Annotated in this window: 12 protein-coding genes; 4 read left to right on the forward strand and 8 right to left on the reverse strand. The window is 49.5% G+C overall.

The window, feature by feature from the left end:
• Window positions 1-76: 76 nt before the first annotated feature.
• Complete coding sequence (locus JIN82_RS16395) at window positions 77-1,072, reverse strand: hypothetical protein (RefSeq protein ID WP_200312754.1); 996 nt, start codon at window positions 1,070-1,072, stop codon at window positions 77-79.
• A 174-nt stretch (window positions 1,073-1,246) separates the two neighbouring features.
• Here JIN82_RS16395 and JIN82_RS16400 point away from each other — a divergent pair, with 174 nt between their 5' ends.
• The gene (locus JIN82_RS16400; RefSeq protein ID WP_200312755.1) at window positions 1,247-2,194 is read left to right on the forward strand and encodes a hypothetical protein; all 948 of its coding nucleotides are present in this window, start codon (window positions 1,247-1,249) and stop codon (window positions 2,192-2,194) included.
• A 76-nt stretch (window positions 2,195-2,270) separates the two neighbouring features.
• Here JIN82_RS16400 and JIN82_RS16405 read toward each other — a convergent pair whose 3' ends face one another.
• Window positions 2,271-3,230, reverse strand: coding sequence for a PEP-CTERM sorting domain-containing protein (locus tag JIN82_RS16405; RefSeq protein WP_200312756.1), 960 nt, complete (start codon window positions 3,228-3,230; stop codon window positions 2,271-2,273).
• A gap of 460 nt (window positions 3,231-3,690) precedes the next feature.
• Here JIN82_RS16405 and JIN82_RS16410 point away from each other — a divergent pair, with 460 nt between their 5' ends.
• From JIN82_RS16410 to JIN82_RS16420, 3 genes are all read left to right on the forward strand, one after another.
• On the forward strand, window positions 3,691-5,301 hold the full coding sequence (locus JIN82_RS16410) for a sulfatase family protein (RefSeq protein WP_234042126.1): 1,611 nt from the start codon (window positions 3,691-3,693) through the stop codon (window positions 5,299-5,301).
• 141 nt (window positions 5,302-5,442) lie between these two features.
• The gene (locus tag JIN82_RS16415) at window positions 5,443-7,080 is read left to right on the forward strand and encodes a sulfatase family protein (protein ID WP_200312758.1); all 1,638 of its coding nucleotides are present in this window, start codon (window positions 5,443-5,445) and stop codon (window positions 7,078-7,080) included.
• Between the two features lie 174 nt (window positions 7,081-7,254).
• Entirely contained in the window at window positions 7,255-9,708 is a 2,454-nt protein-coding gene (locus tag JIN82_RS16420) for a sulfatase family protein (RefSeq protein ID WP_200312759.1), read from the forward strand.
• Window positions 9,709-9,723: 15 nt separating this feature from the next.
• On the opposite strand, the gene JIN82_RS17400 is transcribed toward JIN82_RS16420, so the two are convergent.
• From JIN82_RS17400 to JIN82_RS16445, 6 genes are all read right to left on the reverse strand, one after another.
• A complete protein-coding gene (locus JIN82_RS17400; protein WP_234042127.1) occupies window positions 9,724-9,924 on the reverse strand; it encodes a hypothetical protein in 201 nt (66 codons plus the stop codon).
• A 135-nt stretch (window positions 9,925-10,059) separates the two neighbouring features.
• Window positions 10,060-10,554, reverse strand: a complete 495-nt coding sequence (locus JIN82_RS16425) for a single-stranded DNA-binding protein (RefSeq protein ID WP_200312760.1) — start codon at window positions 10,552-10,554, stop codon at window positions 10,060-10,062.
• Between the two features lie 65 nt (window positions 10,555-10,619).
• Complete coding sequence (gene rpsF / locus JIN82_RS16430; RefSeq protein WP_200312761.1) at window positions 10,620-10,907, reverse strand: 30S ribosomal protein S6; 288 nt, start codon at window positions 10,905-10,907, stop codon at window positions 10,620-10,622.
• Between the two features lie 12 nt (window positions 10,908-10,919).
• A complete protein-coding gene (pth, locus tag JIN82_RS16435; RefSeq protein WP_200312762.1) occupies window positions 10,920-11,489 on the reverse strand; it encodes an aminoacyl-tRNA hydrolase in 570 nt (189 codons plus the stop codon).
• Between the two features lie 115 nt (window positions 11,490-11,604).
• Window positions 11,605-12,183, reverse strand: a complete 579-nt coding sequence (locus JIN82_RS16440) for a 50S ribosomal protein L25 (RefSeq protein ID WP_200312763.1) — start codon at window positions 12,181-12,183, stop codon at window positions 11,605-11,607.
• 193 nt (window positions 12,184-12,376) lie between these two features.
• Window positions 12,377-13,318, reverse strand: coding sequence for a ribose-phosphate diphosphokinase (locus JIN82_RS16445; RefSeq protein ID WP_200312764.1), 942 nt, complete (start codon window positions 13,316-13,318; stop codon window positions 12,377-12,379).
• Window positions 13,319-13,453 lie beyond the last annotated feature (135 nt).

Here is a 13,453-nt window from a genome sequence, read left to right on the forward strand (position 1 = left end):
TGGGAAAGTAACAAACCACCCGCCTTCTGCATAGGGGATTTTTTCCAATATCAACGTAGTTTTTAGCGATCTGAGCTCATCGCGCGATTTCCACGATCAACCAGCGCACATTCACCAGCTCATCAATCACCGCCGCGCGGCTGCCATCGCGCAGGTGAGGGAAATGAAACTTCATCACCAAGGGCTCACCAAGTGGCCGGCCGCGCTTGCGGTTGATGAAAAATGCGCGCAGGTCATTAGCCACCGCTGAGCCACGTTTCACATAGGCAAATACTGGCTCATCCACCGCACTATACGAGAGTCGATAACACATCCACAACGACTTATCGCGAAACTCGTGAGTATAAAAATGGTCAGGCTCGATAAATACCCTCATCTCCACGGGCTCAAAAGGACGCTCATCGAGCAGCTGGTCCCACGCCATCGTGCCGTAGCGGACGTCAGTCTCCCAATCGACTAAAAATTTGCCCTTCACATTCTCCACCACCAGATCGCGCTTCTCGCCAGACTCTAGCAACACGGTGAGTTTGAGAAACCCACGCCCGCCAATTGCCACTGCTTCTTGTTGCAGAATTCTATCAAAATCAGCTGGCTGAAATGATTGCTCAGCGTAATAATCAGCAATCAGTGGTGATACTCGTTCGCTATGCCTAACCAGACCAATTAGATCCTCGACCGAATCCGCAGATAGATACGCAGCCACAGTTTCATCGAGGCTTGCAGCTAGCACAATTGGATCAACTCTAGCTGACATAGAATTTTCCTCTGCAGCTGGCTCTATCCGCCCCTGTGAGAAAATCCCCCAAGCTCCAGCTAGAAAAACTAACACCCCAATCAAAAACAACCAGCCAACTGGAGCCACACGTCGAGCACGCTCTTCACTCCAGCCGTCTTCCACCTGCTCTACCAATGGTTGTACGTCCAACAGCTCGACTACCTCAGGAGCCTGGCTAGCCTGCAACTTGGCAGACTCTCGCCCTAACGAAGCACTCTCAACACGACTCTCATCTACTGGTTTCAGCGGCGGTTTGCTGAGCTTAGGAATCAATCTATCTGGAGGGCTATCAGGCATAATCAAGTGAAGTTAAAAAATGCGTCCTTCAGTGAGATAATTAGCACCTCCCAGAAATAATCAAAGCATTGTATTGCAATGACGTACAAAAACACACTAACATGAACATTAACCTTTACAGATAATCGATTTACTAGCTAGTACTCAGTTTCGATTATATCCCCTATACCTCCAATGAATAAGCAACTCCCCTCATGTTTGCTCGCCCTTTTTTGTGCGAGTACTTCCCACGCCAGTATCATCAATATGTCTGGCATCACGGTTTACGATACAGCTAATAACAATGCTCAGCTAAACTCAGAATTTTTCTATGAAGCTGGCAACAATCCCAACCCCGACCTTTATCGCAATACCATTCAAAATGCTATCTTCACTACTAACGTAGATGACGGCTCATCTGGCTCTGGTACCTACCGAGATCTTTATCGTCTCTCTGATAGTGGAAACAATAATAACGGCGCTGTGGTTTCTGGTTATAACCGTGAAGATGGCGCCAATACTGTATTTGATACCCAATCACCTAACGGATTCTTTCCAGGTCTCACCATTGGTGAAATGCAGATGAAAGACATCAACGGCACATTCTATGTGGAGTTTGCCATTGACCTCAACGAACCGGGCAATGGTAGCGTAGAGTATATCTCACTAGACCGCTTTGGCATCTACCTTAGTAATTCAGCTGCTCCTGAGCTCACCGACAACTCACACAACTCACTAGCTGCGCTGGGCACCCTAGCATGGAATTTAGATGGACTGGCTGGCGATGACCCAGCCACCTCAGTACTACTGCCAGCCTCGGGCGGAAGCGGCACAGATGATCTGATTATCAGCATTCCCGCTATGGTTTTTTCTGGCTGGGACTCATCGACTCACGTTACCGTCTTTAGTGAATTTGGCGGCGTTGGTGAGCGTTTCAGCGAAAATAGCAATGGCAACCAGTTGCTCGACTTTGGCACTAACGGCGGCGGCAATGAAGACGTTGCCTTTGCCAAGGGTATCGACAATAACAACCTCTTACTAGACGGTTATAGGCCTCTCGAAGACATCGACGCGGTGCCAGAAGTTTCCAGCTCCTTGCTTAGTCTGCTCGGTTTGGGGTTATTGATGCGCAGACGCAGATAATCGCGAGCTTAGCGGAAGATTTCACCGCGCAACTATTTCTACCAGCCGGGCACATCAGCTCGGCTGGTAATTTTTTTTAACGTCGGCGGCGGCAGCCTAAAGCGGCTAGCGCGAGTGAAATGAGCGCGGTCTGGCTGGGCTCAGGGATTACAGGAAACCCATCTCGTGATCCGGTTGATGCGAGATCATAAAAATCACCATTGGCATCGCGCCACTTGCCTTTTCCATCCTCACGGTATTGCAGATTTTGCTGGGAAATGATTTCTCCAGTAGCTGGATCCAGCTGCACCATCACTCCGCCACTTTGCCAAGAATTTCCCCACAGCTGACCATTATCATCAAAAGCCAGCTGGTAAACGCTGCCGACGTTTGCATTCAAAATCGTCATTTCAAATTGTGGGTCGGTCAAATTAATGCGCCAGAATGTGGTCATCAACTCACTGCCTGAGCCCATAGATGACGAGCCGTACATGAACCCGCTAGTTGAATCGATGGCGATATCGCCAAAGTCACCAAGCCCAGCGCCGGCACTGCCGTCATCCAGCGGGTTGATTAAGCCTAGATTAAATGGGGTAATCGGGGTTTGCCTACTAATGCCTCTACCATCCTCGGTAAGACTGACCACGTAGATGGATGAGCTCCCGGTCTCAGGCGTATAGTAGTATCGGCCATTATAAAAATCACCGCCACCACTGCCCGTTTTTCCAGCTGGCATGCCATAGGCGGTCAAATCGCCCATCAGGTATTCTATGCCCTCATTGACATCGTAGCGGTAAAAATTCGATCCACCGTGGTCCATATAATAATAATTTCCATTAAGCGTATCGTAGGCTAGCTGGTTTGGCGCCACGCTAGCGGATCCAATGTAGCGAGCGCGTCCTTTTTTAGTTTCCACTTCGTAAAAGGAATTTTCGCGGAATTCACCATTTTCAGAGTTGCCAGTAACAGCAATAAATGAAGCTGCTTCGAGACAATTCCCACAGAGGAAAATGCTTACGGCACAAGTGATCTTCAGTATGTGTATGGGGATAGACATAACAAAATAGAGCAGCTCGATAGGTATTCGTTATCAACGAGCTACACACATATTAACGACCCAAACGACCACTTGTAACACAGCTTTGACCAACTAACTGAAAACGTGCGTTCAAGTTAAACCTTAAATTGCACGTCACTATGACCGCCGTTTTATACGTTCTTAGATTAAAGAAAGCATTGTCTGCAGCCCGCCCTTATGATTAATTGACGACTCGCATTATCGCATAATAAAGAGACAGTTGCCTCCTTATAGATTTGCTCCATTTTGTATGCATATTCTGGCAAAATGGAAGTTCTATGGCACAATCTTCGTTATGGGTTACGCTAATCCGATATCCATCGCGCCCAGACGGGCGACTAGATTTCTTCGCACCAAATCAACCATATAAATGAAGCCAATAATGAAACCAACTAAGTTGGGCCTCTACGGGCTAGCTGCTTTATGCGCTGGCGCTCCAATGATTGCATCTGTCCAAGCGGATGAACGCCCAAACATCTTGTTCATCTTCAGTGATGACCACGCGCTCAAAACCATCGGTGCCTACAACCCAGAGTTTACAGCTGACAACCCACTTAACGTCACACCAAACATCGACCGCATTGCTGAAGAAGGCGCTGTGTTTACCCGCAGCTTCTGCACCAACTCAATCTGTCAGCCAAGTCGCGCATCCATCCTCACCGGCAAGCACAGCCATAAAAATGGCGTGATCTCCAATGGCTCCAAGTGGGACCCATCACAATTGGTTTTCCCTAGATTACTTAGCGAAAATGGTTATCAAACAGCGATGATCGGCAAGTGGCACATGCACCCGACGCCATCTACTGAGTTTGACTACCACAAAACACTCACTGGTCACGGTGGCCAAGGGCGCTACTACCAGCCAAGCTTCATCAACTTTGACGGCGAGGAAGTCGTCGAGCAAGGGTTCTCAACTGACCTCATCACCGATTACTCTATCGAGTGGATGAAGAACCGCGACAAAACCAAACCATTCCTCATGATGTGCCAGTACAAGGCACCTCATACCAACGTGGTTCCAGCACTCCGCCACATGCGCGAGTTCAAAGAAGACATCCCTGTACCTGATAACTTCTTTGATACCTTCGACGGCCGCAGCGAGTACATGAAAAATACCTGGATGAGCATGCACGGCGTGAGCGCTCCAGAAGTTCTCAAAACCATCGGTAAAGAAGGCACCTACGATGCGGAAAACTACATGATTCCAAATCCTGATTTCAAACCAGGCCAAAAGGGACGCAATAACCGCCGCACCGTCAAAAACCCTGCATTGTTCATGGTGCCATTCACCGCTGAAGAACGCAAAGCATGGCACGCCCACTACGATCCAATCAACGAAGATTACTTCAAGCGCCGCGAGTCTGGCGAGCTAGCTGACGGCACCAAAGAGCTCTCACTCTACCGCTACCAGCGCTACATGAACGACTACCTCGGCTGTGTACAGGGCATCGATGAAAATGTTGGTCGCCTGCTTCAGTTCCTCGAAGACGAAGGCCTCGCTGACAATACCATCGTTGTCTACAGCTCAGACCAAGGCTTCCTGCTCGGTGAGCACGGTCTTACTGACAAGCGTACCGCTTACGAAGAATCTATGATGATGCCATTCGTTATCCGCTGGCCAGGACACATCACTCCGGGACAACGCAACGAGTCCATCATCCAGAACATCGACTACTCAGCTACTTTCCTCGACGCCGCTGGCATCGAAGTACCTGAAGAAATCCAAGGCCGCTCCATGCTGCCACTCTTCAAGGGAGAAACTCCAGCTGACTGGCGCAAGTCACTCTACTACCACTACTACCAGACTGGTGCCTACAACCTGCCTAAGATCGAGGCAGTACGTAGCGAGCGCTACAAGCTGATCCGTGGCTATGGTCATAAAAATGCTAAGCTGGCTGAAATCGGCGAGCAGTGGGAACTCTTCGACCTAGAAAAGGATCCTAATGAAATGACCAACCTCTACAACAACCCGGAGTACGCATCCGTACGCCAGCAGATGAAAGAGGAGCTCGACAACATGCGTGAAAAGTACGAAGTCGAAGCTGACTAATTATTTCCCCAAACGCTGCAAGCTTCACGGCCTGCAGCGTTTCTTCCTTATATCCACCAAGAATTTCTGGCAACACAGCCATTAGAGTATAAATTCTTAAGATATTCTAAATCTGTAATATACACGCCAACCAACCATTTTATGAAAACTAGCCGTTTACAAAAAACCAAGCAGCTAACCGTAGCTGGCATGGCAGCTCTGGCCGCTACCTCATCATTGGTAGCTGAAGACGCCAAGCCGGACCCACGTCCAAATATCCTCTTCATCTTCAGTGACGACCACGCGCTGAAGACCATCGGTGCCTACAACCCTGAGTACACCGCTGACAACCCGCTGAATGCGACTCCAAACATTGACCGCATCGCCGAAGAAGGCGCGGTATTTACCCGTAGCTTCTGCACCAACTCAATCTGCCAGCCAAGCCGCGCATCAGTACTGACTGGTAAGCACAGCCACAAAAATGGCGTTTGGGGCAATGGCGCACCATGGGATAACCAGCAATGGGTATTTACCCGTGAGCTCGCGAAAAATGGCTACCAGACAGCGATGATTGGTAAGTGGCACATGCACCCGTATCCGTCTACTGAGTTTGACTACCACAAAACACTCACTGGTTACGGCGGCCAAGGACGCTACTACCAGCCACTTTTCATTAACCACGACGGCCAGGAAGTTCAGGAAACGGGTTATTCTACCGATCTCATCACCGATTACTCTATCGAGTGGATGGAGAACCGTGATAAAACCAAACCATTCCTCATGATGTGCCAGTACAAGGCACCTCACACCAATGTGATGCCTGCGCTGCGCCACCTGCGTGAGTTCAAGGAAGACATTCCAGTGCCTGATACTTATTTCGATAACTTCGACGGCCGCAGCGAATACTTGAAACACACATGGATGAGCATGCATGGCCTGCAGGTGCCTGAAGTTCTCAAAATCTCACCAAAACTCGGCGAGTACGACCGCGAGAAACTTCACCACACCAACCCGTACCACTACATGGTACCGCTGACACTTGAAGAAGCTAAAGCGTGGCACAAACACTACGACCCAATGAACGACGACTACAACAAGCGTCGCGCAGAGGGCAAACTTCAAGACGGCAGCAAAGAGCTCTCCATTTACCGCTACCAGCGCTACATGAATGACTACATGGCTGTGATTGACGGCGTTGACGAAAACGTTGGCCGCCTGATGAAGTACCTCGATGACGAAGGCATTGCTGACAATACCATCATCATCTACTCATCAGACCAAGGCTTCCTGCTCGGCGAGCACGGCATCACCGACAAACGCGTCGCGCTTGAAGAATCCATGATGATGCCATTTATCATCCGCTGGCCAGGACACATCAAGCCAGGACAGCGCAATGACGCGATGATCCAAAACATCGACTACGCGCCAACATTCCTCGAAGCTGCTGGCATCGAGATCCCTGCTGACGTGCAAGGCCGTTCATTGCTACCTGTCTTCCAAGGTGAAACTCCTGATGACTGGAGAACATCCATCTACTACCACTACCACCAGACTGGTGAGTACAACCTGCCAAAAATCGAATCCGTAAGAAGCAAGCGCTACAAGCTCAACCGCTACTACGGACACCGCGACCCAGAGCTCGCAAAACTTGGCGAACAGTGGGAACTCTTCGATCTAGATAAAGACCCGCAAGAGCTCAACAACCTCTACAATAACCCTGAAATGGCTCCAGTCCGCCAGGAAATGAAAGAGGAGCTCGATAAACTTCGTGAGCAATACGAAGTCCAAGAGCAGGAGTAATTCCAGCCAATTTCCCCCATCTAAATCTTCTCAACGTCACTCTGACTGCACTCCAGAGTGACGTTTTTCTTTTAACTTTGTCCTAGTAACAGGTATTTATAACGTGTTCTATAACACTACCTCTCGAATTATTTCAAGAGGTGACACCTTTCCCAAAAAATGAAAATAAGCAAAATGAAACCAGCGATAATCAATCCGCTCGGAGCACTCGCTGCCCTAGCGCTTTCCGCCAGTGCGCTAGCTGAGCAAAAGATGAATGTCATCTTTGTAACCTATGATGACCTCAGCCGCAGCAGCCTTGGCGTTTATGGCTCAGAAGTCGAAGACATCACTCCAAACATGGATCGCATCGCCAACTCCGGCATGCGCTTTGACCTCGCCCACGTACAAGCCTCCAACTGCACACCTTCTCGCGCCTTCATGATGTCTGGTAAATACCAGCAGAACAGCCGCATTTTCTCATTAGGCAAAGCGGGAGCTGGCAATACAGTCAACCGCAATATCGTTTCCAACATCTTCCGTGACGCCGGCTACCACACCGGCATCATGGGAAAAAACCCGCACCACAACCCATTTGATCCCTACACTGGTGTCGACGTAGAATACGATGATTATGGCTCCACTCGTGACCCTCAGAACGTCTACGAAAAAACTAAGGCAGCCATTGCAGATGCCCAGAAACTCAATAAACCACTCTACTTCAACCTTAATATCTTTGATCCTCACACCGGCTGGTACGGATGGGATACCGGCTCAGGTCCAGTGGAAGAAAAATCCAACCACCCGAGCCGCATTTACGGGCCAGACGAAGTGCCCTACCCAGCGTGGTTCCCAACCATGAGCAAAGCAGCTCAAGTGGGCCTGCCAAAACCTAAAGCTCGCAGAGCAGCCAACAGAAAAGGCCGCAATAATGCCCCAGCTGAAGCGCCTAAGCTGCAAGAAGTCGACATGATGCTCGAAGTGGCTGCTTACTACAATACGGTAAAACGTGGTGATGACTCACTTGGCAAGATGCTGCAAGCACTCGAAGAAGCTGGCGAGATGGATAATACCATCATCCTGCTCTACTCAGACCACGGCGTGCAGCTAGCTGGCGGGAAAACTACACTCTACAACGAAGGTACTCTGTCGCCACTGCTCGTTTCCTGGCCAGGAGTAGTAGAGCCAAAGTCAGTGAACTCTGACCACTTCATCGGCGCCATCGATTTGCTGCCAACATTCTGCGAAATCGCAGGTCAGCCAATTCCACACGATGTAGATGGCCGATCATTTGTCCCTATGCTGAAAGGCGAAAAGCCAAATGTATGGCGCGACAAAGTGTACATGCAGCAGAGCGACCGCAACAAATCACGTGCGATCAAAAACCACGAATTCCTCTACATCATCAACCCATGGGCTGATGGCACACAGCGCTTTGGTAGTGTGACTACAGGCATGTTTACTTGGAAACTCTTCAAGGATGCACAGAAAAACCCGGAAACTCCAAAAGCTACACGCGACTGGATCGACCGCATCGAATTCCGCACACCTGTCGAGCTCTACGACATCGTCAACGACCCACATTGCATGGTCAACCTAGCTGACGATCCAAAATTTGCGGAACAAAAAGAGCAAATGAGACAGCTCATGGAAGCCGAGATCCTCGCCAGCAAAGATCACTTCTACTACGACCTGATCAAAGATCCTAGCAACCCAGAGTTGATGGCCAAAACCATCAAATACACCGACGATTACGTCGCCGTGCAGCGCACCAATCCTGACTACCTGCGCGCAGTCAACTTCGACCCATACGACGATTACTACATCATCGACCAAACGATCTTTGAGCCAGCTGGCGAATGGGGTATTTGGGCAGCCGACGGTAAAGGCGCTAGCCACAATGACAAAAAGGGTAACCGTGACTACGGCCTAGGGTGCATCGAACTCAGCGGTAGTGACTCAGCTCGCATGGTGACCTCTAGCAAGATCAGCGCTCAAAACTTCTCCCACCTCAAACTTGAGCTCAATGCCAACTCAGCGAAACTAGCTAGAGCAGCTAGCCTGAACTTCCAATACAACGACGGCAGCGGCTGGAAAACTGTGCAGAGCATCAAAGGCAACCAAATCAACGGTGACCACTCAGTCATCTTCTTTGAGAATGAAGAAATTCCAGCCTCAGTCACCATCGGTGTGCAGGCTGAATTTGCCGGCCAAGAAGGTGCTGTATACCTTGACTCCGTGCGCCTCACCGGCTGGCAGGATTGGAAAAATGAAGTCGATGTAGCTGCAGCTAATAAGCTCGCTGGCCAAGACGCCACGCAGGCAATTGGCGCAACTATCGATGCCAGCCAGCTAGGTATCATAGAAATCGACTACCTATTCAGCAGCCCGAACTTTGCCGCAGGTGACAAGCTCATCCTCGAGTACAATGACGGCTCAGCATGGCACGAGCTGCTAGCTCACGACTACAGCTATGTGCTTGTAGCTGGCCAGCAATACGCGGCTAATGCCAAGCTCAAAGCTGACGACGGCCCACTGCCTGCAAAACTTCAACTGCGCCTGCGCAATGCTACAAGTGGCGCAGACAAAGCGGTGGAAGTAAGCCAGCTGAAAGTGAAATCACGCATTGCGCCAAAGCTCAGCAAATAAGCTCAGCCGATACAGCTAGCTAATCATCCAGCTGGAGCAACCATTCATCACCACGCCACCTCGTTCATCGAGGTGGCGTTTTTTATGGCACGATACTAGCCCGCATAAAGCTAGCGCGGTGAACTCATCCACTATGGGCTCATCGCAAAGTCTGCGGCTCATCGCCAATTCATTCTTCAGCAATACAATCTCAAGCCAGCTACGGACAGAGCTCAACCCACCGCCGCTAATATTCCAGCTGGCTGGAAAACATCTCAGCCGGATGGCTCAGCGTCGGCACAAAAGAAAAGCTCAGCACCGTAAGGTACTGAGCTTTTTAAAAAAGTCTTCCGGTTGAAAAATTCAGCCGAATTAAAAGGGAATGTCGTCTCCGTCGTCGAATTGGTTATTGCTATACGAATCTGCTGGCGGAGCAGGCGATGCCCCACGAGGTGGTGCTGACTGCTGAGCAGGTGCAGATTGCGCTGGTTCCTGATAGGATTGGCGCTGACCACCGCCATCGCCGGATCCTCCAGCTTTGGGCAGAAACTGCATTTGCTCACCAACGACTTTCAGCTTACTACGCTTCTGGCCAGTGGTCTTGTCATCCCAGCTATCAAGCTGTAGACGACCTTCAATGTAGACGCCGTTACCTTTCTTGAGATACTGTCCAGCCAGTTCGGCTTGACGTCCCCATAAGGTAACATCGACAAAAGTAGTTTCATCAATGCGCTCACCACCTTCGCTCATACGGGTGCGATTCATCGCCATTCCCATATCAGTGACTGCGGTTCCTTTTGGAGTATAACGCACCTCTGGGTCCCTTGTGAGGTTCCCCATTAAGATTACTTTGTTTACACTAGCCATATTCGTAAGTCTATGAAGCTCGGGCTGCTAGGACAACCCGAAAAACAGATCAATTCCGATTCGGACTACCCTTGTGTGCGGTAGTGCTGAAGGAATACAAGATCGTTAAGCTTAAGCTTAGTTTGAATCTTGTCGATGCTAGCTGGCTCAGCGTCGAAGATATAGCTAACGTATTGGCCACCCTCAAGGTGACGAGCGTTGTAGGCAAACTTCTTGCGGCCAAGCTGTTGGATTTCTTCCATCTTAGCGCCTTCAGCTTCCATTTCTTTGGCTACGGCACTTACCAGATCATTAACACTATCTTCTACACCGTGTGTATTAAGAACAATCAAGCCTTCGTATTTTCTGCTCATCTTGGTTACTATTTATTTTCGTGAATTGTAGGAATTGGCGGCAGCGCCAAGCCCCTGAGAAAGTGCAAGCTGCACGGCATCGGCGCTAGATGCAAGTGTGTTTTGCACTTCATTGCGCTCATCGGGTGAAAATTTGCCTAAAACATGGCCAACAAGCGCTCCTTCGGGGCCACCTATGCCCATTTTTAGACGCGGGAATTCATTGGTCCCCAGGTGAGCAATCAATGATTTGATGCCATTATGCCCACCAGCTGAACCTTTCATGCGAAATCTCAGCGTGCCCAGCGGCAAGGAAATGTCATCAAACAATACTAATACCTGCTCAGGCTTCCATTTATAAAACTTCATCGCCGCAGCAACTGCCCGGCCACTTTCGTTCATGAATGTCTGCGGTTTCATTAACAAAGCTGAAATACCTGACATTTTTGCCACGTGGGCGCGCCACTTTAGGTGGTTGGCAAACTTGGCACCATCGCGGCGAACCATCTCGTCGAGCGCGAGGAAGCCGATATTGTGGCGAGTCCAATCGTATTTTTGGCCCGGGTTTCCTAGGCCAACAATGAGCTTAATCTCTGAGTCCATGAAGTGCTACGCTTGTGCCCAGCTAATCTGGCAAGCCACCAGCTGAGCGCGAGAAAAAAAACAGCCCGCAGAGCCTAGACTCTGCGAGCTGCGTAAAAAATCAATCAATGGATGATTATGCACCAGCTGACTTAGCAGCACGTGTCTTAGCAACCAATGCAACAACAACTTTGTCGTTGAGAACTGGTGTCACGCCTTTCGGGAAGTCGATGCTACCGATTGGGTATGACTCAGAAACGTCGAGGTCAGAAACGTCTGCCTGGATGACTGCTGTAAGGTCTTGTGGGAAGCACTTCACTTTGAGTGAGTGAACCATCTGCTCGAGCTGACCACCAAGCTTAACACCCTTAGGCTCGCCAACGAGAACGAGTGGAAGGTCAGCAGTGATGATTGTCTTGTCGTCAACAGCAAGGAAATCAGCGTGAACGATTTCACGTGAAAGTGCGTTGATCTGCATGTCTTGGATGAAAGCAAGTTGCTCTTTGCCTTCAACATCCAGAGTTACGAGAAGGCTTGTAGAAGCGCTCGCTTTGATAAGATCAGAGAATGCCTTCTTGTTGATCTTGATGTTCTGGTTTTCACCAGCTGTACCGTAAACTACGGATGGAATCCATCCCTCACGACGCATTTGCTTAAGTACGCCTGAACCAGTACGCTTACGTGTTTCTGCAGATAAAGTTGTGATATTAGACATAACTATAAAATTTTGAGTGGTTTTGCTTGAGCGGAGCAAAAATCCGCTATCTAGGCCGACGAGAGTAGTGTGAGTAACAGCCAGCCAAATAACGGGGCGCGGTGCATACCAATTTTCGTCACGCTAGACAAGCACAATCTCCTCGTGAAGATGAGATTTTGCCCGCTCTGAGCTTGGTGATGTTGTTTAAAGATTAGCTGCGAGAATCGATATCAAATAGCGAAGTCACAGATTCACCTTTGTGAATGCGCAAGATAGCATCACCCATCAATCCCGCAATCGATACTGTAGCTACCTTCTCACCGTGTGCCATTGGCACTGAGTCAGTAACAATCAATTCTTCGATCACAGAATCCTTCAGGCGCTGGCGAGCCATGTCGCCAAGAACACCGTGGGAAACACCTGCAAAGATGCGCTTGGCACCATTTTCTTTCAGAATCTCAGCCGCTGCACAAAGAGTACCCGCAGTCTCAGTCATGTCATCAACCAGCAGTACATCGCGGCCATTTACATCACCAATCAGGTTTGTTGCCTCTACTTTAGTGGCACTCACGCGGTGCTTGGCAACGATCGCCAACTCAGCACCAAGAGCATCTGAGTATGAACGCGCCATTTTCACGCCGCCAACATCTGGAGAAACGACAGTCAAATTAGACGCATCGTGACCACGTTGCTTCCATAGGTAGTTCACCAAAACTGGCTTAGCATAGAGATGATCTACTGGGATATCAAAGAAGCCCTGAATCTGCGCAGCGTGAAGGTCCATAGTGACCACGCGGTTTACACCAGCTGCAGAAATGAGGTTCGCTACCAGCTTCGCAGTAATTGGTACACGTGGCTGATCTTTACGATCCTGACGTGCATAACCAAAAAACGGCATGACTACGGTGATGCGTCCTGCACTTGCGCGCCGGGCTGCATCAACCATGATCAACAACTCCATCAAGTTATGGTTTGTTGGAGGAGACGTTGGCTGGATGATGAATACATCTTCACCTCGCACGTTCTCGTTGATTTTTACAAATGACTCACCATCCGGAAATACAGTCACTTCAACATCAGTGAGTTCTGTCTTCAAATGTTTGGCAATATTCTCGGCAAGAGCCCTGTGTGATGTTCCGCTGATTAGCTTCATAGTATCTGGATCGCTGCGCTCGACATTGTGTGCCAAATTATTAGCAACTTACAACGCCAAGTTTAAGAAAGTTTGTCTCTCGCCACTGGTCTATGCAAGATCTAAGCAAAATGCACGCTTTTGCTAAGAAAATAT

It is taken from the genome of Persicirhabdus sediminis, from assembly GCF_016595495.1.
GTDB lineage: Bacteria > Verrucomicrobiota > Verrucomicrobiia > Verrucomicrobiales > Akkermansiaceae > Persicirhabdus > Persicirhabdus sediminis.